This is a genomic window from Mycobacterium sp. (genome assembly GCF_032159775.1).
In the GTDB taxonomy this organism is placed as follows: Bacteria; Actinomycetota; Actinomycetes; order Mycobacteriales; family Mycobacteriaceae; genus Mycobacterium.
In genome coordinates this window covers 15,524-35,649 of the sequence record NZ_JAVHWK010000109.1, presented here as the reverse complement: position 1 = coordinate 35,649, position 20,126 = coordinate 15,524, and the positions used below count along the sequence as shown (strand labels likewise).

The following is a 20,126-nucleotide window of genomic DNA, read 5'->3' as shown; positions in this document are numbered from 1 at the left end:
TAAGTATGGTTTTTCAACCCCTAGATACTGGTCAGATGCGAGTGCTGGCCGCATCGGACCGTTCAGCGCTTGGCAAATGTTTATGCAACCTGCTGCTGCTGATGCTGGCCGACGGCGGTGCTGATGAATTCGGCGATGGCTGAGAGGGTGGGGTAGTCGAAGATCATCGTCGCGTCGACGTCGATGTCGAAATGGAGTTCGACGTCACCGACGAGGCTGACCGCGTGGACCGAGTCGACGCCCATTTCGGCGAGCGGGACCATGGGGTCGACCGCGGTCACAGGGACCTCCAGGTACGACGCGAGCCGAATGGTGAGCCAGCGGAGGATCGGGCGGCGGTTGGCGTTCATGTGGGACTCCTTGAATAAGGTTTCGCCACTGCGTGCGGCTTGCGATTAATGCTCACGGATAGGCATTGGCTCCGTAATTGCAGAGAAGCCAGATTCCGCGCCGATAAAGGAAGGGTTTTCTATCTGCGAGGCAAGGCTCGGGTTCAGCGAGACAGATCCCACTGTCCGAAGTCGGCCGCCAAAATGTCGTCCTCGTCCACGTGCGTGCCGCCCAGACTGATGCCAGGGTCCGACGCGGTGACGATGACTCGCTGATACAGCACAGCAGCTGGTTCGCGTTCGCCATCCGACCATGCCCTGGTCTGCCATGCCCAGCGGTATCCCGGAGTGGTCGATTGCCCGATGACCCCGTCGGCGATCGCCCACCCGCACACCTCGGCGTGGCCGTAAACACCGGTGCGCTGCACGCCCAGCACCGAGTTGATGCCCCTAAGCCATTTGACCGCAACATTTTTCCAGGTGCCGAAGTCGATGTCCTCGTCGATGCTGAAGAAGATCGGCGCGGTATCCGGACCTCCCGCCGCGGCGTGCAGCCGAAGGGCGGTTTGGGCGTCGGAGACGCCGCCGTCGTAGCCGCGGGTGAAGTCGGACGGCGTCGGCCATCCGGGCTTGCCGTACTGGTAGCAGCTGACGACGTGAAGCCCTAACCCGCGCAACGCATCCGCGTACTCGCGCGTGACGGGCTTGAAGTCGAAGGTGGCACCCGGCCGCAGCTCGGACACATAAACCAGGGCGCCCGCGTAACCGGCGGCGGCAACTTGATCTGCCGGGACCAGTCGCTCGGTGAAGTCGATGAGGGTTGAGTTGGCGGCCGATGCGATCGGCGGGCTGCCGGTCAGCGCGCCGAGGCCCGCCAGGACCGGACCACACAGCGCGTATCCGAGGACCTCACGCCGTGAGAATCCCCTATTCAGGTCCGACGACACGGCATTCGGTTGTACACGAGGTGATGGTCTCCGGGCTGCTTTGCAGATGCGGTTGCGGGGGAGCGGCTGCAGGCGCCTGTCCGTTCCCCTCGGGTGGGATGGCCGTCAACACCTTGCCTGCGGCGAATATCGCCGCCCGGTCGACCATCCCGGTCTCGACGTACTGCGTATGCGCGTTGAAGTCTCGGCCACTCGAGCAGACGAAGTCGTCATCGACGCACAACTCGACGGTCTTGTCCGCGTACAGCGGTCCGACATCGACGTCCGGCTGATTGATCGCACGCATGAACCGGTCGTTGGGCTTCCCGAACAGCGTGACCGCAACGACGCGCTTGGCGACGTCGTCGGGCATCGGGTTCGGTGCGCCTTCCGGTGCCCCGTCGGGGATCATGTCGGCGGTGACGTAGCCGGCCACGGCGGCGCCTTGGGAGAATCCGCCGAGAACGATGTTGGTGTTGGGACAATTCGCCGCCATCGACTCGACGCGGGCGCTCGCATCCCGCACTCCGTCAAGTGCTTTGGGGAAATCGGTGGTCGCGGGATAGTCGACTGGATACAGGTCGAGGGTCTTCGTGCCGATACGCGACCGCAGCGCCTTCACGAAAGCATCGCCAGTGGGTCCCGCGCCGGGTTCCTCGGTGGTACCGCGCGCGAACACCACTTCTACGTCGGGGCACGGTTGGGCGAACGCGGTCGCAACACCGCCCATCGGAGTCGAACTCGCTATGGTCGCCGCGCCAAAGAATATGGCGATATCGCGTCGCCTCATGGCGCAATGCTGGCATACGCGCAGGCGATCGGGATTCGAATATCGAACAGCTAATGAACGTCTTACCAATCGGCCAGAAGTAGCTTAGCCGCTAATTTCGTCCGCCACATTGCAGCATTGCGAAAGCGCGGGTGCGGTCGACTGTTGAATTGCCTGGTCGACTGCGGGCCTACAAGCGGCCGATGGCCACGTGGTGGCCACGAGCGCCTGAAGCCTCGCCGAACGATGTCCGATTAATGCAGACGCCCTTGTTGGTACCTGTCGAATCAAGATCAATTGTTACCAAAGTGATAGTAGATGCTGTTGTTACTTAAGTAAAACAAGTGAATGCTGAGCTAGCTGCGTTCACTTACCTGCGGAGTCGCCGATGTTCGCTTTACGTGGTGCCCTTGCTCTCGTGTCGACCACGGCACTTGTCGCCGCTGTTGCAGTCACCGTGTCGGGAACACCCGCTGCGACAGCGGCAGACTCGGCATCGCTGGAAGCCGAGTCGATGACTGTCACACCCTCAAACGCCGGCAGCACGGTGCGTGACGGCAGCGCATCTGGAGGCCTGGCGCTGAGCCTTCGCGCGGGGGCGACTGCATCGAAAGCCGTTGCCTTGACAGCGTCGTCGGCTGTCGTCGTTCGCGCCCGTGGTCAACGAACGTGCGGAGGCGCGCCGGTGATGAATGTGATCGTCGACGGCAGGAGCATCTCGACGGTGCAGGTGACCGCTACGTCGTGGACCGATTACACGACGCCGATCGCCATTCCGGCGGGTTCACACACCATCGGAGTCGCCTTCGCCAACCAGGGCGGGTCGTTCTTCTGTACCCGGAGCCTGTTGGTGGACAGAGTGACAGTGGTCGCAAGCGCTTCACAGACGACGACGACGCCGAGTGCAACGACCACCACGCCGAGCCCGACCACGACGACGAATCCGCCTACGCCGACGAGCAGTACGCCGATCCCGACGAGCCCGACATCGGTACCGGCACGCGTGTTCAACGGCGACTACTCCACGGGCAACTTCGCGCAGTGGCAGACCGTGCAGACCAAGTTCTACAACTCGACTGCTGCGAACTATCAACCGGCTTATCCCGCAACTATCGTGTCCGACCCACTGAAGGGCTACGCCGGGCGCTTCGAGGTTCGATCAGGGGATGTGCCGAATTTCGGTGGCGGTGAACGTTCCGAGGTGTCCGCCGACAGCCAGAGCGGTGGAACCGAAGGACAAACCAGGTGGTATCAGTTCTCGACCCGGTTCGATCCCACCTTCCCGCAGAATCATGCCGATCTGGGCTGGGGAGTGACTAACCAATGGCACTCCAATTCGAGTACCGGTAGCCCGCCGGTGGCATGGGTTGTGAACGCGCGAAACGGATACTGGTCGTTGTTCATCCAGAGGCAGTCGTCGCCCGGCACCTACCTGAATACGTTCTCCATCTTCGATGTCCCCCTCGGCACCGACTGGCGCGACGTGAAAATGCAAGTCAACTGGTCTACCTCAGACACCACGGGCTGGATCAGGTTGTGGCTCAACGGTGTACGACAGACATTCGTTAACGGTACGAACACCTATTACGTCCGCACGATGATTCCAGGCACGTCCAGCGTCTACTACAAGGAGGGTTACTACCGACAGGCCATGCGGCCAACGGGCATCCTGTACCACTCCGGCTTCCGGAGCGCGACGGACGAAGGCGGGCTGAACTAACCACCACGCTCGAACCTCACGACGAAGTTGGCCGCATGCAGCACCGACACCGGGGGATGTGAGAGCACGACCGCGAGTTCCGTCATGTCGCAACCCTATCGGCGAGCGCGGCTAGATCATGTCCTTGTCGGCCAGCCATCGCATCAGGAACCAGCCGACGAATACCGGTAGCCAACACGTGAGTACCCGGTAGAGCAGCACCGAGGACACAGCAATTCCGGCAGGCACGCCGAATGCCGCGAGACCGCCGATCAGCGCGGCTTCCACCGCACCGACCCCGCCGGGAGTGGGTGCGGCCGACGCCAGCGTTCCGCCGATCATCGTCACCACGGTCACGGTGACGAAAGAGGTGTCACCTCCGAACGCCAGGATGCACGCCCACAGTGCGAGTGCTCCGCCGAGAGTCGTTGCCGCACAGCCGATAACGATGAGAACGAGCCGCCTCGGTTCGCCGGCCAACTCTCTCAGGTCGCGCAGCACCCCTCGCGTTCGCGGCCCGACGGTCTCGGTCAACCACCTCCGCAGTTTGGGTACGACGACGAACGCCGCGACCACCAGCAGCAGGATGCCGCCGACGAGGTACACGATCGTCGTCGACGGCACGAAACGCGTCAGGTTGGCTGATGCCCCGGCGAACGCGCTGAACAGGATCAGCAGCGAAACGTGCGTCACCACCTGCACCGACTGCTGCAGCGCCACCGCCGTGGCCGCGCGCAGAGCGCCGAGCCCGCCCTTCTGTAAGAACCGTGCGCTCAACGCCAAACCGCCGACGCCCGCTGGTGTGGTGGTGGCGGCGAAGGTGTTGGCCACCTGCATCAAGGTGAGGTTGCGGAAACTCACCAGCCCGTCGGCGCACGCCCACAACGCCGCGGCTGCACCGACATATTTCAGCGCGGACACCACCAGACCCAGCAGCCCCCACCACCAGTTCGCCGTCCTCAGTTCGGACAGGAACGTCGGCACGCTGCTGATGAACGGCAGAGCGACGTATATCAACGCGACCAGAAGCACCATCTGGATGATTTGGTTGCGGTTGAACCGGGTTACCGTCTCGGTCTGAATCTCGTCGGCGCCGGTCTGCAGCTTCACCTCGTCGCGAACCGTTCCGAGCATGCGCTTGGAGTCGGGGATGAGCTCCCGGATCCGCCTGGGCACAGCGGCTTTCGTGAGACGCGCCGACGCCGTCAAGACGTCGCCCTTGCCGAAGACGCCGATCGCCGCGCGCACCGCGGTGGGGACGTCGTACAGTGCGCTCGTCGTCATCAGCAGTTGCGCGATGTCCGACTGCAGTTGCGCGTCCGTCGCCCCATACTCGGCGAAGTCGAAGCCGCCGAACAGCACCGCGTCACCGTCGACGGTGATCTTCTTGGCGCGCAGGTCGCCGTGAGAGATGTGCTGATCGTGCAGGGTACGCAACGATCCCCAGATCCGCGGCACCAGCGTCGTTTCGGTGACGTCGTCGAGCGGGCTGCCCTTCTCCGGCGTGTGCGCGTACAGCGTCCACCCGCGATCAAGCGGCGTGACGGCCATCGGCGACGTGTTGGCGATCCCCAGCTCGCCGATGGCGATTGCCATCAATGCGCGGTGCTCGACGATGCGCCGCATCGACGCGTGGAACGGCGCCGTTTCCCCGCCGCGCAGCGTGAACTTCCGCCACAGCTGGCGCACCGCGCCGCCGCTGCGCTGATTCGGGCTGTACAACTCGATCGATGTGGTAGCGCCATCGCAACAGTCAGCGGCGAGCAGGAGCGATCCCCGACCGGCCCGTCGCAGCACAGTCAGCCCGGTCACCGTGCAACCCCGGCGGTCCATGGCCCGCACCGCACCTTCGAGTGGCACTTCGAGGGCGGGCGTGCCGACAACCAGGATCACCAGTGCACCGACGAACCACCCCACCGCGAGCCCGAGCAGGGAACGGGCAGGCACGACGGCGCTGACGACCAGATGGATTGGCACGAAGGCCAGCAGCAGCGCCCACCACCAGTGCCGCCACCGGGCAGGCAGCCACGGGCCCGACACCGTCAGCATCGCCGCGAGCATGGCGATCCAGCGCGGGTCGTCGAGAAATTGGGAGAGGAAGGTCTTGGGTTGTTCGGCCAGGTCCCAGTGCCATTGCGGCGCCGCGAAGCCTCCCGGCCTGATCGACAACGCCAGCAGGGCGATGACGCCCGCCGCCGCATACGCCCCGAGCAGCTTCCAGTGCCTACCGGCGATCAGCCCGATCAGGATGGCGAACGGCAATGCCAGAATCGCGATGCCGTAGGCCAGGTAGACCAGGTTGGACTGGGTGGGGGTGAGGACTCCGACGATGTCGGAGATCGACCTCTCCAGGGTCACCCAGTCATATCGGGTGATCAGCGAACTGGTGATGACGAGCCCGAGGAACATCGCCGCCAACAGCAGCCGCAGGATGTCGCTGGTGCGCCGGGTCAACGGCTGCAGCAAGCTGCCTGAAACGGTGATTTCCCGCCCGTCGACTCGCACGCCGACTAGTTAACACCGACAGGCTCAGCGGCCGTGCACGACATTGCGCAGCGTCGCACAGGTTCGTCGTACCGCTTGCTGGAATCTCGTCGCAGTTCAGTCTCAGCTTGCCGTGATGTCAGGCTTCACCGGGCATGCGCACGACCGCGACCGGCTGCGCGAAATGACCCTTGTCGCAGTCGAACACATCCTTGCCCTTCATCAAGCGATCCAAATCCGGTACTTGTCAGGTGTGGGCGGCGGGGCAGGTTGTGACGGCGGCTGCGCCTGGCTAGCGATGACACGGATGGACTCCGCGCGTTACTGCCCGTTTCCTATGCAACAAGTAAGCATCAGTTTAGTGCTCGGCAATCGCGTGCGGCTTTTTCCCTGCGACCCGGTAGCTTTGCGAGGGTGGATCATCGGCAGCCCCATCAGGCGCTGACCGAAGAACGCTATCGCCGCCTGGTCGAACGCAGCCCCGACGGGATCTGCGTTCACAGGGACGGCCGCATTCTCTACGTCAACGACGCCGGTGTGCGGCTGATGCTGGCGGACTCCCCTGAGGCGATCACCGGTCGTCGGATCACTGATTTCGTGTCGCCGGAGTCGATCCCGCTGATGCAGGCGGGCGTCGCCGCGCTGCGCGAAGTCGGCGACTGCTCCCCGCACTATCAGGCGCAGATGATCCGGACCGACGGCACGTTGCTCGCGGTCGAGATCGTCATCGTGCTGACGTTGTGGGACGACGAATTCGCCCACCAGGTGATCACCCGAGACGTCAGCTCGCGCCATGCCACCGACGTCGCCGTGAGATACCAGGCGGCGCTGGTCAATCACGTCAGCGACGCCATCATCGGGACGACGCGAACGGGCGTGATCACCAGTTGGAATCCCGCGGCCGAGGCCATCTACGGTCGATCCGCCGACGAGGCGCACGGCAAACTCATCAGCGAGGCGGTCGGCGCTGCAATGGATCCGGTCGCGATCGTGGCATCGGGCGGAGTCGTGCACAGCGCCCACCGCAGCGCAGACGGCACGCCGCTGGACGTTCGTGTCTCGGCCGCCGCGATGGCACACGGATATGTGTTCGTATGCTGCGATCTGACCGCTCTGCATCGCGCAGAACAGCATTACGAGGCGGTCGTGACGACGATGTCGGAAGGCATCATCGTCACCGACAAGGACGGCCGCATCAAATCGATCAACCCCGCGGCAGTGCAGATCATGGGCACCGGACCCGAGCACCTCGGCGGCGACTTCTTCGCACTCACAGGGCAATTGCCCTTCTACGACTCCGATGGCGTGAACATCCCCGCCGAGCTACGGCCGGCGCTAGCAGTGCTGCGAACCGGTGTGCCGTTCTTTAACCAGGTGTTCGGGGTCGACAGGATGGGCCGTGACCGCATCTGGTTGATGTCGAGCTGCCGTCTGCTGAACCCAGACCTGCCGGGGGAGTCCGACATGCTCATGACGTTCACCGATGTCACCGCCGAACGTAAGACCACCGAGAAGGTGCTGTTCTATGCGACGCACGACGCGCTGACCGAGCTGCCCAACCGGGTTTCGGTGCTGCGCAGGCTCAGGAAAGCTCTCGCAGCGCCCGACGAAGGTGACCGGTTGCGCGCGGTGCTCTTCATCGACATCGACGACCTCAAGTCGACGAACGACACCTTGGGCCACACCGCAGGCGACGAGCTGCTCCGCGCGGTGGCGGCGAGCCTGCGTCGCGTGGTGCCCGAAGCCGATGTTGCGGGCCGACTCGGCGGCGACGAATTCGTCGTCCTCGTCTTCCGCGACCTCGTCGAGGGCGAACTGGACGGCATGGTCGAGCGGCTGCGCTGTGAACTGGATACTCCGGTGGCCGTTGGTGCGAGCAGCGTGCGGGTCGGCGCCAGCGTGGGCGTGATCGAGGTGCAACCCGGTGAGGGGCGGACGGCCGATGAGATTCTGCGCGACGCGGACCTCGCGATGTATCAGGCCAAGCGCGCCCGCCGCGGCCGGGGCGCCTCCTAAGGGGCCTTGGCTGGTTGGGTCAATCTTGCTGGAGCCGGCCGTCGATGCGCCGCCACAGGTTGTCGGGATTGCCGTCAGCGATTGCGCTGGGCAGCAAGGACTTCGGCACATCCTGGTAGCAGACGGGCCGCAGATAGCGTTCGATCGCACGCGCGCCGACCGATGTGGTACGCGAATCCGACGTCGCGGGTGACGGGCCGCCGTGCACCATCGCGTGGCACACCTCGACACCGGTGGGCCAGCCGTCGAACAGTATCCGGCCCGCCTTGAGTTCGAGCAGGGGCAACAGCTGCCGCGCGTCGTCGTAGTCGGACTCGTCGGCATGCACCGTCGCGGTGAGTTGGCCTTCGATGTTCTCGGCGACGGTCCGCATCTCGGCGGCGTCTGCGCAGCGGACGATCAGGCTCGAGGAGCCGAAGACTTCGGCCTGCAGCGTCTCGGATTTCAGGAAGCTGTCCACATCGGTCGCGAAAAGGGCGGCGCGACAAGCTGTTTGATTGTCACTCGCTTCACCGCGGACGACCAGGTCGGCTTCGCCGGTCAGGCGCGTGACCCCTGCGGCGAACGCCTCGGCGATGCCGGGGGTCAGCATCGGAGTGGCCGGCGACTGCACCAGCGTGTCACGGGAGGCGGCGATGAACGCGTCGAGTCCGGCCCCGTCGGCGGCAATCACCAGGCCGGGGTTGGTGCAGAACTGCCCCGAGCCGAGCGTGAGCGAACCGACGAATGCGCGACCGAGGTCGGCGCCACGACTGGCCAGTGCGCCCTCGAGCAGGAACACCGGGTTGATCGAACTCATCTCGGCGTATACCGGAATCGGCTCGGGTCGACCGGCCGCCGCGGCGACGAGTGCCATTCCGCCGGAGCGGGATCCGGTGAAGCCGACGGCCTTGATGCGCGGGTCGGTCACCAGTGCGACTCCGAGTTCGGGCCCGTATCCGTACAGCAGCGAGAAGGTGCCTGCGGGCAGACCCGTGGTGGCGACGGCGTCGGCGATGGCGCGGCCGACGAGCTCGGACGTGCCGGGGTGGGCGTCGTGGGCCTTGACGACGACGGGGCATCCCGCGGCGAGCGCCGACGCGGTGTCTCCGCCCGCGACCGAGAAGGCCAGCGGGAAGTTGCTGGCGCCGAATACCGCGACGGGGCCCAGCGGAATGGAGCGCTGCCGGATGTCGGGTCGGGGCAACGGGCTCCGATCGGGCAGCGCCGAGTCGATGCGTGCGCCGTTCCAGCTGCCCTCACGCAGGACGCCGGCAAACAGCCGAAGCTGTCCGGTCGTGCGGCCGACCTCACCGGTGAGGCGGGCCTGCGGCAGTCCACTTTCGGCGACGGCTCGCTCGATGAGGGCGTCCTTAGTGGCCTCGAGATTGGCGGCGATCGCCTCGAGGAACTGGGCGCGCTGCTCGGCGGGCGTCGACCGGTACTCGGCGAAGGCGGCCGCAGCGGCGGTGCAGGCGGCGTCGACGTCAGTCGCGTCGCCGTAGAAGTACGCCGGCTCGAGCTCCTGGCCTGCAGCGGGATCGAAGGCACGGATTTGTTGGCCGGAACCCCGAACGGGTTCACCGGCAATGAGCAGCTGTCCCGTCAGCGCAGTGTCGGGCATCGTGGCAGTCATGGTATCGATCGGGCGCTGCGGATCGGCCGCTAACTCATTGAATGTCCAAGTGACAGGCTACGGCGGTAATGTCTGATCCGGATGAAAGGCAGAGGGGGATAGCGAATGGACCTGGTGCTCGGTCTTTCGGTCACCTCGACGGCCGTCCGGTGGGTGCTCGTCGAAGGCGTGACGGGCGACGGCGATGCCGTCGACCGCGGTGCGCTCGACATCGTCGACGGCGTGGAATTCGACGCTGACGCCCTGCTCACGGTGTTGCTGGATGCCAACGAGGCGGTCATCGAGAACGGCGTCCATGCCGTCGGCGTGACGTGGACTCCCGCCGGGGAGCCCATCGCGGGCCCGATCGTCGAGGCGTTGCAGGAGCGGGGCGTGCAGAACGCTATCTCTGTCTCGGAGTTGGAGGCCGCAGAGGCGCTGGCCAGCGGTATCGCCGACCTTGGCGGATTCGACAATGTCGCCGTCTGCGTCTTCGAGCCCGGCTACACGATGGTCGCGGTGGTGAACGCCGACGGAGTGACCGCCGAGCCGCAGAACCTGCCCGACGATGTCGAGTTGGCGGCCAGCGTGATCGCCCTTGACCTCAACGACCGCCAGTTGGACGCCATCTTCGTCGTCGGCTCGGCCGACCTCGATCCGGTTGTCTCCTCGATGGACACCGTTGCGGCGGCGCCGGTGATCTCCGCCGCCGAAGCCGATATGGCCATGTCGCGCGGCGCGGCGGTGGCGTCGGCCATGGCGGTGAATGCACTGGCAGGCGATCCGACGATGATGATGCGGCTGCGCGGGATGTCGAAGACCAGCATGTTGGCCTCTGTCCTGGTTGCCGCTGGGGTCACCCTGGTGATCTCGCTCTCGGTCGCTCTCGGCCTGCAGGCGATATCGGATTCGCCGTCTGAGACACAGAACGCCAGCGCCACCGGCGAGCAGATCAAGGAGATGACCGCGCCGTCGAAGGCGAGGGCCGCGCCCAAGCTGGAACAGCATCCGGCCGCAAAGCCCGTACCCGCGGCGCGCCCCTCCGCCCCCGAGCCTGCTGCCCCTGTGCCCGCCGCTCCACCGGTCGCGCAGACGATGGTGGCGGTGCCGCCCGCACCCGCAGCGGTTCCGGACGCTGACGTGCCCGCCTATGTGCCACCCGCCCCCGCCTATGTGCCGCCCGCGCCGGCCTACACGCCGCCTCCGGCTTATGCGCCGCCGCAGCCGCAGGTGCCTGCCGTGCAGCCGGAGCCGCGGCTGCGCGACAAGATCATCGAGCGCATACCGATCATCAACAGGTTTCACGACCCGCAACCGATGTACCCGCCGGGCTAGCTTCCTCCAGCGTTAGCTGCGCTCGAAATGTTGATAGTCCTTCGGGCTTCGCCAGTCGCCACCCCAGCGCCAACCGCGGTCGGTGAACGTTCGCACGGCGGGGTCGCCTTCGTGCAGGATTCCCGGATCGGTGCGGGTGCGGTCGAGGTACGGTCCGGCCGTCTTCGGCTGGATGTCGCCGCCACCGTCGATGAACGGATTGATCAGCGGGTTGACGTCGATCGCGCGGCCGTAGGCGTGCAGTGCCCACGCGCGCCCGGACGGCAGCAGCCGGCAGTTGAACGCTGAGGTGTTGTTGTCCTCCATCGACAGCTCGTCCTCGGCGCCGGGATAGTCGGCGACCGTGCGCATCTTCGCGATCGGATAGTGCATTCGATGCAGCTGCTCGAAGATCGAGATGACATCGGCGACCACGTCCTGGTGCACAACGAGCTCGCCGCGGTGCGTCTGCCCGTCGAAGCCGACGTAGTTCACCTCGACCCGACGCAACAGCTCCGGACCGACGGGACACTCGGGTCGCCACGTCGCACCCAGGTCGTCGACGGTGACGGGGTGGACGGCGGCGGGCGGCGGTGTGGGTGACGTGCGCGTCGGTGTGGCGTGCGGCGTCGTCGTCAACCATGTCGTCGCGGTGGACGACGAGCCTGGTTTGGCCGGTTGCGCGGATTCAGGAGCGCGGCATTGCAACAGGGTGGCGCTCATGGCGGCCAGCACCACCACGATCGCTATTCGCCGATAATCCGTGATGCCTCAACGGTAACGGGCACCGCAGCCAAGCAGCTACGGCACGCGGGCAAGCAGGTCGCGCGCGGCTTTGGTCACCATCGTGCGATCGGTGGTGACGAGGAATTCGAAGCGTCGTTCGCCCGGGCGGTCCACAGGGTCGGCGACCTGGCGTGCGACGAGCGCGCGGCAGGTGTCGGCGCCCAGCGTCACCACCGCCCACTCCTCGCGCAGCGGATCGTCGGCCGCGAGCGCGACCCCGCGGACACCGCCGCCGAAATCGGCAGGCATGTCGCCGCCGAACACGACGACCAGTGGCGACATCTTCGCCAACTCCTGATACAGGTAGCGCGAGCTCTCCGAGAAGTTGTCGATCCGTTGCACCGCCGCCAGCACCATCGGGTGGTCGACGGCGTGGCGCGCCTGCTCCTCGATGTGGTGGGAGAACGCGGTCACGATCTCCTTGCGCGCGACCCGCAGCGCCTTGCGGTGCTCGGCCCGGTGACCGGACCCGCCGTCACGCCGCGCCGCGTGCACGAGCCGCGGCAATCCTTCGGCGCACTGGTGTCTGTTCAGTGGCGCGGCATGGCCGAAGCGGAAGCCCTGCGCTAAGCCGGCGCCGACCGCGAGCGCCTGTTCGAGGTGTTCCTCGGTCTCGACGCCCTCGGCGATGATCAGTGCGCCGGTGCGTTCGTGATGGGCGAGCACACCGGTCAAGGTGGCGGCCCTGTCACGCTCGGGACTGTTCTGGATCACCGTCATGTCAAGCTTGACGATGTCGGGATCGAGGACGTCGAGCACGGCGAGCGAATCAGGATGTGCGCCAACGTCATCGACTGCGATCGCGATGCCGTCGGCGCGGATCGCCGCAACCTTCTTCAGCAATGACTGCGGGTGTGCGAGCAGTTGTCGCTCGGTGAGTTCGAACACCACCTGGAATCGGTCGCAGGCGGCGGCGAGCGCGGGCTGACGGGACCTGGGCACGTGGGCCACCGTCGGCTCGGTGTTGACCAGCAGCAGGCTGCCGCGCGGCATCGCCGCCTCGAGCGCGCTGCGGACGGCGGCGTCGATGCACCGCTGGTCGAGCAGGTCGGCCCGCCGCGATGCGTTGGCGAAGGAGAAGACGTTCTGCGGGGTGACCGTGTCGAACATCGGCCAGCGGGCCAGCGCCTCGTAACCGATCACCCGTTCATCGGGCAGGGACACCACCGGCTGGAACATCGGAACCAGACCGACGCCGTTCGAGGCGGCGTCCACGCCCGGGTCGGTTCGGACGCCAAGCCGGCTGACCAGCCCCTCGTAGGTGGGGGTGGAATCCGCCTGCGGTGAGCCGTCCGGGTCCGGCGGTACGAGCCGAGGCCAGCTCATGACGGGGCCATGGGCGCAGCACCGCGAATCTTTGCCACGTCTACCCCTGATTGCCGGACCGATGCTGTCGGTACGCCAGATTAGTGGAAACGTCGCACCGAGCAGCTGATTTCGCAAACGTGTCGCGTGTTGCCGAAGTGACGACTCGATAACTTTCACCAGCGTCAGTTCTGAGCGCGTTGCGAATGGACATGGTTACTAGCGAAACCAAGTCGCAGATGAGGGCGCTGGACGCGCCGCCGAAAGCCGGATACAAGAACATCTTCGGCGTTTATGCTGAACTGTATCCAGCAAAGTTTGCACGAAACAGCGCGGAGGGGAGCGGACGCAGGTGGCCAGGCTGCAAAGCCAGCAGATCGACCACTGGATGACCGGTGAGTGGTACCGCCGGTTGGTCGAGCATGCCTCGGACGCGATCCTGGTGCTGACGAACGAGCGACTCAGCTACGTCAATCCCGCTGCGGTGCAATGCATGGCGGCGCAATCGAGCGACGAGCTGATCGGCCGCCACATCAACGACGTGCTCGACTCGAACGCGATAGAGGTGCTGCGGTCAGCCAACGCAGCGCTACGGGAGATCGGTGAGGTCTCTGCCGACTTCGAAGCGAAGATACGGCGCCGCGATGGCGCGACTCGCAGCGTGTCGGTTGTCTCGGTGTTGACGCAGTGGGACGGCAGACCCGCCCATCAGGTCATCTTCCGCGACGCTCGCTCGTCGATGACCACCCGACGCTTCTCAGCCGTCATCGACTCACTCGACGACGGGGTGATGCTCGTTCGAGCCGACGGTCGTATCACGCTGGTCAACGCCGCAGCCCTGCACATCTATGGTCTCGGGCCGGACGCAGCCGTCGGTGACTTCGTCAGAAAGGCTGCGGCAGCAGCGGTTTACGACGTCGATGGCAATCCCGTGCCGCCCGAACTGCGTCCTGCGGCGCGGGTCGCGGGCAACGCTGTTCAGTGTTCGGGGCAGGTGTACGGCGTCGACATGCCGACCGGTGAGCGCAAATGGATGCGCACCAGTGCGCGGCTGCTGGATGCCGACGATCCCGGGTCCGACGTGCTTGTCGCATTCTCTGACATCACCTCGGAGCGCGAAGATCTCGATCGCCTTGTCTACCAAGCCAATCACGATCCGTTGACGGGTCTGCCCAACCGCGCCTTCGTGCTGCGGAAGATCAGTGAGGCGTTGGCGTCCGACGAGTGCGGACACTTGCGTGGCGTGTTGTTCATCGACCTCGACGACCTGAAGACAACCAACGACACCCTCGGCCACGAGGCGGGCGACGACCTGCTGAACGCCGCCGCGGCGCGCCTGCGCCAGGCCGTCGGCCCGGCCGATGTGGTCGGACGGCACGGCGGCGACGAGTTCGTGCTTCTCATCTACGGGGATGCCACCCGCGCCGAGCTCGACGATCTGGTCAACCGGCTACGGGTGCGGCTTGCGGCGCCGGTCGACATCGCCGACACGTCGGTGCCGATCCGTGCAAGTGTGGGCATCGTCGAGGTCGACCGGGACGACAGCAGAAGCGCAGAGGCGATACTGCGCGACGCGGACCGGGCGATGTACAAGGCCAAACGGGCCGGACGCGGTCAAGGCCGCTGACGCGCAGACGCCTCCGGATTTTGCGCGGCGAGAACCGGGGTACAGGACAGTCATGGCCATCAGAACGCGCACGGCTTTGAAGCGGACCGTTGTCGCGCTGGCGTCGACGTTGATGCTGGTTGCCGGTTGCGCAAACGCCGAGAGTCAACCGAACGGTGGCCCGGCGGATATCGCCACCAACCTCGCGGTGCCGTGGGGCATCGCGTTTCTCGGCGACGGCAGCGCGCTGGTCGCCGAACGCGACAGCGCAGCGGTTAAGCGGGTGGCGTCCGGCGCGGTGACCGATGCGGGCACCGTCGCAGGCGTCGCGCCGCGCGGGGAGGGCGGCCTGCTGGGTTTGGCTACGGCGGGTCAGACGGTCTTCGCTTACATCACGACCGGCGGTGACAATCGCGTCGTCAAGATGGGCTTCGACGGCTCAAGGCTCAGCGGATCGACGCCGGTCTTCACCGGCATCCCCGCCGGCAGCCGCCACGACGGCGGACGCATCGCGTTCGGGCCGGACGGCAAGCTCTACGTGGCCACCGGCGAAACCGGCAATACCGATCTGGCGCAGGACAAGTCATCGCTGGGCGGCAAGATCCTCCGGATCAACTCCGACGGCTCGATCCCTGGTGACAACCCCGACCCGAAGTCGCCGATCTGGTCGTACGGTCACCGCAACATCCAGGGGCTGGCGTGGGATTCCGGCGGTCGGCTGTGGGCGACGGAGTACGGCGCAGACAAGGTCGACGAGCTGAACCTGATACGGCCGGGCGGCAACTACGGGTGGCCTGTCGTGGAGGGCCGATCCGATGATCCGGGCTTCATCAATCCGGCCGTCGAGTGGGCGACCGGCGATGCGTCACCATCGGGGCTGGCCTACTACGGCGGCTCGCTGTGGGTGGCATGCCTGCGCGGTGAGCGGCTGTACCAGATCCCGGTCGGCGGCGACGGCGCGGTCGGCGAACCCACCGCTTTGTTCGCCGGGCAGTACGGCAGGCTGCGCACCGTCGTCGCGGCACCGGACGGCACGCTGTGGTTCTCCACGAGCAATCGCGACGGCCGCGGCGACCCGCGCGCAGGAGACGACCGGATTCTGCAACTTCGGCCCTAATCCTTCCGCGAAACGGAATTCCAGCACGGCCTTACTCGATCTTTCGGTGCTGGAATTCCGTTTCGCGGAGACCCGCCGTCGTGCTAGAGGTCGCTCGCGTCGTCCGGCACGTCGACCGCATGCTCGGCGAGGGCTTCGAGTGGCACCACCTCGAGCGTGCGCTCGTGCGTCGACGCCATCACGACCGGTGCGGCGCGGCCGTCCTCGTAGGCCTTGCGCCAGTTCGCGGCAGTGACACACCAGCGGTCGCCGGGCACGAGCCCGGGAAAGCGGTATTCCGGCCGCGGGGTCGACAGGTCGTTGCCGATGAGGCCCTGGTGTTCGAGGAACTCGGCGGTCATCACCGCGCAGATGGTGTGCAGTCCGACGTCCTCGGCCGCCGAGGAGCAGCAGCCGTCGCGATAGAAACCTGTCAGCGGGTCGGTGCCGCACGGCTCCATCGGGGTACCCAGCACGTTCAGATCCGGCATCGGCTCAGTATCGCCCGATGACTACTGTCGTGGCATGCCAACCGTCACGCCCGTCGCGGGCAAACCGAACCTGCTCATCGGCGGCTACGACCTTGCAGACCTCGGCTACGCCGCGAGCGAGTTCTTCATCTCCGGAACAGCGTCGTCCTACGCAGGCGAAGGCGTCGCCGGTGAGGCGGAGTACACCACCCGCATCGTCGCGCTGACGCCGATCGACGCATCGGCGTTCAACGGCACCGTCCTCGTCGAGTGGCTCAATGTCAGCGGCGGGATCGACACGCCCGCAGTCTGGATGATGGCCCACCGCGAGATCGCCCGCGAGGGCTACGCCTATGTCGTCGTCTCGGCGCAGAAAGTCGGTGTCGACGGCGGGCTGACCATAACCGGCATGGACATGTCACTGAAAAAGCAGGATCCGGAACGGTATTCGAGTCTCAGCCATCCAGGTGACGCGTACGCGTACGACATCTTCAGCCAATGCGGCAAACTGGTACGGGACGCATCGGATGCGATCCTCGGTCGGCTGGATCCGGAAAGCGTTGTGGCAGTCGGTGAATCGCAGTCGGCGATGTTCCTGACCACGTACATCAACTCGGTGGACCGCATCGCCGGCGTCTACGACGGCTTCCTGGTCCATTCCCGCTTCGGTGCCGCGGCACCGCTCGACGGCGTGTCGGCGTTGGAGGCCCTGCAGGAGGGCACGTCGGATCCCGCCCCGTTCCGGACGGATCTGCGCGTCCCTGTGGTGAACATCATCACCGAGACCGATCTCGTCGGCGCGGTGCTGGCCGGTTACTACCGGTCCAGGCAGCCCGACAACGACCGGCTGCGGACGTGGGAGATCCCGGGGACCGCGCACGCCGACGCCTACACCATCGCGGTCGGCTTCATCGACGGCGGTTCCACACCGGTGGCGCAGCTCGCGGCCGCGTATGCCCCGACCACGATGCTGATGGGTCAGGACATGGGCTACTACTTCAACTTCGCCCCGCAGCATCATTACGTGCTGCAGGCGGCCATCGCCGGCCTCGAAAACTGGGTCCGCACCGGCACGGCACCGCCGAGCGCGCCCCGCATCGAGATCGGGGACGGCGATCCGCCACCTCTGGTTCTCGACGCGAACGGGATCGCGAAGGGTGGCGTCCGCACGCCGTGGGTCGACGTGCCGATCGCCAGGACGTCGGGGATCGCCGAGAGTGACAACGTCTTGGCGCACCTCTTCGGTTCGGGGGAGCCGTTCGACGCGGCAACGCGCGGCCGGCTCTATCCCGGTGGCAAGAGCGAATACCTCGAACGGTTCGCGGAGTCCCTGGACGCGACGATCCGCGCGGGCTTTCTGGTGCGGGCGGACCGTTCGGAGATCCTCGAACTGGCCGCCGCGACGTATTAGCGAGGCGTCCTAGGCGGGCGTGAGCTTGACGGCGCGCATACCTTCGCGCTGCGCTGCCTCGGTGAACTCTGCGAGTGTGGGCACCCGGTTGTCGCGGAACTTCAGGCCCATCATGCGCTGGGCCTTCTTCGGTCCGTAGGACTCGGCGACGCGGTGGCCGATGTCGGCGACGGTGGCCGGGTCGCGGATGAGTTCGCCGCGCATGGCGGTTCTCTTCCCGTCCCAGAGCACTTCGGCTTTGGCGCCGTCGCGGAAATTGGCCGTCCAGCCCGCGCTGGCCAGCGCGTAGAGGACGTTGTCGAGCTGGTGTGCGCTCACGGGGAGGGCGAACTCGCGTCCACTCTTGCGTCCCGTGAAGTGCAACACCATCATCTGACGCCGCAGCCCACCGGCCAGCGGTGTGCCGAGCAGGAACTTCACCGCTGGATTGACGGCGCGCAGGATTCCCTGGGGCGGGTGGGCGATGGTGACGGCGGGCGTCTGTTCTGTCATGGCGCTACCGTATGACGTGTCAGGGCGGCAGGCCCTTGAATGCACCGCGTTCGTCGGGGAGCTTCGCGCCAGGTCTTCTGGCTGACGGATGCGTTAAGCGGACCTCAGATGCGGGAACAAGAACGGTAGCCGCATGTCTGACTGGACCGCGGCAACCTATGGCTTCACGAGTACCAGAAAGGATCACCGATGGCCTCCGCGCAAGATGGCTCGCGGCTGGGCTCCCGATTCGGACCCTATGAGCTGCACGAGCTGATCGGGATGGGCGGCATGGGTGAGGTCTACCGCGCGTTCGACACCGCCAAGGAACGCATGGTGGCCCTGAAGGTGCTACGGGCCGACATGGCCGCAGACACGAGCTACCAGGCACGCTTCCGGCGCGAATCGCGGATGGCCGCCCGACTGCAGGAACCGCACGTGATCCCTGTGCATGACTTCGGCGACATCGACGGCACCCTGTACATCGACATGCGGCTGGTCGAGGGGGCCAGCCTCAAAGACGAGCTGCGAGTGAACGGGCCGCTCGAGCCGCGGCGCGCGGCGTCGATCATCGCGCAAGTGGCAGCGGCTCTGGACGCCGCCCACGCCGACGGCCTGGTCCACCGCGACATCAAGCCGGAAAACATCCTGCTGACGGCGGGTGACTTCGCCTACCTCGTCGACTTCGGGATCGCGCACGGAGACGGCGACGCGAGCGTGACCTCGACGGGGTTGATCATCGGGTCGTGCGCCTATATGGCCCCGGAACGGTTTGCCGGCGGTCCGGTCGGGCCCGCGGCCGACATCTACTCGTTGACCTGCCTGCTGTACGAATGCCTCACCGGCAGGGCGCCTTTCGAGACCGGCGGAGATCTGCGGCAGTTGATGAGTGCGCACATGTTCTCGCCACCGCCGCGGCCCAGCATCATGAGCAGGGGTATCACGCGCGCGTTCGACGACGTCGTCGCCCGGGGCATGGCCAAGACGCCGACGGACCGGTACGCAACGGCGGGCGAGCTGGGCCAGGCGGCGAATGCGGCCGTTGGTTCGGTCGAGCCGCCGCGGGCCCCGCTGCCTGCGCCTGCCCCACCGATGAGCACCCGGCAGTTCTCGTCGGTCTACGACAATCCGTCGGGAACGGGTTACACGCCGTATCCCCCTGCGCTCCAAGCTCCGCCACCGCCGCGGAAGTCGCGATTCAGCCGGACCCAGGTGGCGCTGACGGCGGGCACGATCCTGCTGTTCGCCGTCGCCGCGCTGCTGGCGTCGCTGCTGGTCTCCGGGGGGAGCGACGGCAGCGCGACACCCAGGACGGCACTGGCGGCGCCACCGTCGGGCGGCACGACGACCGTCACACCGTCCACCACGACGTCCACGACGACGAGGTCGGCGGCGCTGGCGGGGATGACCGGCATCGACAGCCAGGGCTTCGTCGGGCACACCACCCGTTGCGACCCCGGCGCCAGCCCGGTGGCCGCGATCGAGACGTCGCAGTCGATGGCGGTGGTGTGCGAGACCGCGCCGGGCAGGTATCAGTACCGGGGTGAGCGGCTGCGCGACGGCGCCAACATCCAGCTGGACAATGCGGTGCCCGCCGGTGGGGGATTCGACGCCACCAACCCGGCCGACGGCGCGCACTACGAGGTGCGCCCCGACCGGCTGCGGATCCTCAGCAACGGCGGAGTGGACTCCGACGAGCCCGCGCTGCAGTACGGCTCGCGATAGCCCGCCGGACGCAGCCTCGAACTGCCCGCCTCCGCGCGAATAATTCGCGCTTCTCGATTCCGTTTCAGTACCAGCGACAAAGTCGCTCAGAGGTGGGCAACTCGGCAAGTGTGCTTTGTTTACGC

Annotated in this window: 16 protein-coding genes; 7 read left to right on the top strand and 9 right to left on the bottom strand. The window is 66.3% G+C overall.

Features of this window, described 5'->3' with window-relative positions; all coding sequences use genetic code 11:
* Nucleotides 1–80: 80 nt before the first annotated feature.
* The 3 genes from QOJ24_RS12390 to QOJ24_RS12380 all read right to left on the bottom strand — a co-directional run bounded on the left by QOJ24_RS12390 (nucleotide 81) and on the right by QOJ24_RS12380 (nucleotide 2,045).
* Nucleotides 81–350: an acyl carrier protein gene (locus QOJ24_RS12390; RefSeq protein ID WP_526261524.1), complete on the bottom strand. Its 270-nt coding sequence runs from the start codon at nucleotides 348–350 to the stop codon at nucleotides 81–83.
* A gap of 143 nt (nucleotides 351–493) precedes the next feature.
* On the bottom strand, nucleotides 494–1,222 hold the full coding sequence (locus QOJ24_RS12385) for a glycoside hydrolase domain-containing protein (RefSeq protein ID WP_526261544.1): 729 nt from the start codon (nucleotides 1,220–1,222) through the stop codon (nucleotides 494–496).
* Between the two features lie 34 nt (nucleotides 1,223–1,256).
* Complete coding sequence (locus QOJ24_RS12380; protein ID WP_526261522.1) at nucleotides 1,257–2,045, bottom strand: cutinase family protein; 789 nt, start codon at nucleotides 2,043–2,045, stop codon at nucleotides 1,257–1,259.
* Nucleotides 2,046–2,442: 397 nt separating this feature from the next.
* On the opposite strand from QOJ24_RS12380, the gene QOJ24_RS12375 reads away from it, so the two are divergent.
* On the top strand, nucleotides 2,443–3,744 hold the full coding sequence (locus tag QOJ24_RS12375) for a heparin lyase I family protein (protein ID WP_526261520.1): 1,302 nt from the start codon (nucleotides 2,443–2,445) through the stop codon (nucleotides 3,742–3,744).
* A 111-nt stretch (nucleotides 3,745–3,855) separates the two neighbouring features.
* On the opposite strand, the gene QOJ24_RS12370 is transcribed toward QOJ24_RS12375, so the two are convergent.
* Nucleotides 3,856–6,228, bottom strand: coding sequence for a lysylphosphatidylglycerol synthase transmembrane domain-containing protein (locus QOJ24_RS12370; RefSeq protein WP_526261518.1), 2,373 nt, complete (start codon nucleotides 6,226–6,228; stop codon nucleotides 3,856–3,858).
* 393 nt (nucleotides 6,229–6,621) lie between these two features.
* On the opposite strand from QOJ24_RS12370, the gene QOJ24_RS12365 reads away from it, so the two are divergent.
* Nucleotides 6,622–8,223, top strand: a complete 1,602-nt coding sequence (locus QOJ24_RS12365) for a sensor domain-containing protein (RefSeq protein ID WP_526261516.1) — start codon at nucleotides 6,622–6,624, stop codon at nucleotides 8,221–8,223.
* 19 nt (nucleotides 8,224–8,242) lie between these two features.
* Here QOJ24_RS12365 and QOJ24_RS12360 read toward each other — a convergent pair whose 3' ends face one another.
* On the bottom strand, nucleotides 8,243–9,838 hold the full coding sequence (locus QOJ24_RS12360) for an aldehyde dehydrogenase (NADP(+)) (RefSeq protein WP_526261514.1): 1,596 nt from the start codon (nucleotides 9,836–9,838) through the stop codon (nucleotides 8,243–8,245).
* 105 nt (nucleotides 9,839–9,943) lie between these two features.
* On the opposite strand from QOJ24_RS12360, the gene QOJ24_RS12355 reads away from it, so the two are divergent.
* Nucleotides 9,944–11,152, top strand: a complete 1,209-nt coding sequence (locus QOJ24_RS12355) for a DUF7159 family protein (protein ID WP_526261512.1) — start codon at nucleotides 9,944–9,946, stop codon at nucleotides 11,150–11,152.
* Between the two features lie 12 nt (nucleotides 11,153–11,164).
* On the opposite strand, the gene QOJ24_RS12350 is transcribed toward QOJ24_RS12355, so the two are convergent.
* Both QOJ24_RS12350 and QOJ24_RS12345 read right to left on the bottom strand, forming a co-directional pair.
* Nucleotides 11,165–11,854 (bottom strand): M15 family metallopeptidase, encoded by a 690-nt coding sequence (locus QOJ24_RS12350; protein WP_526261510.1) that lies wholly within the window; start codon nucleotides 11,852–11,854, stop codon nucleotides 11,165–11,167.
* A 78-nt stretch (nucleotides 11,855–11,932) separates the two neighbouring features.
* Nucleotides 11,933–13,243 carry a sensor domain-containing phosphodiesterase gene (locus QOJ24_RS12345; RefSeq protein WP_526261508.1) on the bottom strand — a complete coding sequence of 437 codons (1,311 nt, stop codon included), beginning with the start codon at nucleotides 13,241–13,243 and terminating at the stop codon, nucleotides 11,933–11,935.
* 331 nt (nucleotides 13,244–13,574) lie between these two features.
* On the opposite strand from QOJ24_RS12345, the gene QOJ24_RS12340 reads away from it, so the two are divergent.
* Complete coding sequence (locus tag QOJ24_RS12340; RefSeq protein ID WP_526261506.1) at nucleotides 13,575–14,849, top strand: diguanylate cyclase domain-containing protein; 1,275 nt, start codon at nucleotides 13,575–13,577, stop codon at nucleotides 14,847–14,849.
* A 52-nt stretch (nucleotides 14,850–14,901) separates the two neighbouring features.
* Nucleotides 14,902–15,945: a PQQ-dependent sugar dehydrogenase gene (locus QOJ24_RS12335; protein WP_526261504.1), complete on the top strand. Its 1,044-nt coding sequence runs from the start codon at nucleotides 14,902–14,904 to the stop codon at nucleotides 15,943–15,945.
* 83 nt (nucleotides 15,946–16,028) lie between these two features.
* On the opposite strand, the gene QOJ24_RS12330 is transcribed toward QOJ24_RS12335, so the two are convergent.
* Nucleotides 16,029–16,415 (bottom strand): DUF2237 family protein, encoded by a 387-nt coding sequence (locus tag QOJ24_RS12330; protein WP_526261502.1) that lies wholly within the window; start codon nucleotides 16,413–16,415, stop codon nucleotides 16,029–16,031.
* Between the two features lie 34 nt (nucleotides 16,416–16,449).
* On the opposite strand from QOJ24_RS12330, the gene QOJ24_RS12325 reads away from it, so the two are divergent.
* The gene (locus tag QOJ24_RS12325) at nucleotides 16,450–17,805 is read left to right on the top strand and encodes an alpha/beta hydrolase domain-containing protein (protein WP_526261501.1); all 1,356 of its coding nucleotides are present in this window, start codon (nucleotides 16,450–16,452) and stop codon (nucleotides 17,803–17,805) included.
* Nucleotides 17,806–17,814: 9 nt separating this feature from the next.
* Here the strand turns inward: QOJ24_RS12325 and QOJ24_RS12320 are convergent, their stop codons facing one another.
* Nucleotides 17,815–18,297 (bottom strand): hypothetical protein, encoded by a 483-nt coding sequence (locus QOJ24_RS12320; RefSeq protein ID WP_526261499.1) that lies wholly within the window; start codon nucleotides 18,295–18,297, stop codon nucleotides 17,815–17,817.
* Between the two features lie 189 nt (nucleotides 18,298–18,486).
* Here QOJ24_RS12320 and QOJ24_RS12315 point away from each other — a divergent pair, with 189 nt between their 5' ends.
* Nucleotides 18,487–20,001 (top strand): serine/threonine-protein kinase, encoded by a 1,515-nt coding sequence (locus QOJ24_RS12315; RefSeq protein WP_526261497.1) that lies wholly within the window; start codon nucleotides 18,487–18,489, stop codon nucleotides 19,999–20,001.
* Nucleotides 20,002–20,126 lie beyond the last annotated feature (125 nt).

Excerpts from the sequence above, each read along its gene's own strand:
- QOJ24_RS12390 (WP_526261524.1), bottom strand. The coding sequence starts at position 350 with ATGAACGCCAACCGCCGCCCGATCCTCCGCTGGCTCACCATTCGGCTC.
- QOJ24_RS12380 (WP_526261522.1), bottom strand. The coding sequence starts at position 2,045 with ATGAGGCGACGCGATATCGCCATATTCTTTGGCGCGGCGACCATAGCG.
- QOJ24_RS12360 (WP_526261514.1), bottom strand. The coding sequence starts at position 9,838 with ATGACTGCCACGATGCCCGACACTGCGCTGACGGGACAGCTGCTCATT.
- QOJ24_RS12355 (WP_526261512.1), top strand. The coding sequence starts at position 9,944 with ATGGACCTGGTGCTCGGTCTTTCGGTCACCTCGACGGCCGTCCGGTGG.
- QOJ24_RS12350 (WP_526261510.1), bottom strand. The coding sequence starts at position 11,854 with ATGAGCGCCACCCTGTTGCAATGCCGCGCTCCTGAATCCGCGCAACCG.
- QOJ24_RS12345 (WP_526261508.1), bottom strand. The coding sequence starts at position 13,243 with ATGAGCTGGCCTCGGCTCGTACCGCCGGACCCGGACGGCTCACCGCAG.
- QOJ24_RS12335 (WP_526261504.1), top strand. The coding sequence starts at position 14,902 with ATGGCCATCAGAACGCGCACGGCTTTGAAGCGGACCGTTGTCGCGCTG.
- QOJ24_RS12330 (WP_526261502.1), bottom strand. The coding sequence starts at position 16,415 with ATGCCGGATCTGAACGTGCTGGGTACCCCGATGGAGCCGTGCGGCACC.
- QOJ24_RS12325 (WP_526261501.1), top strand. The coding sequence starts at position 16,450 with ATGCCAACCGTCACGCCCGTCGCGGGCAAACCGAACCTGCTCATCGGC.
- QOJ24_RS12320 (WP_526261499.1), bottom strand. The coding sequence starts at position 18,297 with ATGACAGAACAGACGCCCGCCGTCACCATCGCCCACCCGCCCCAGGGA.
- QOJ24_RS12315 (WP_526261497.1), top strand. The coding sequence starts at position 18,487 with ATGGCCTCCGCGCAAGATGGCTCGCGGCTGGGCTCCCGATTCGGACCC.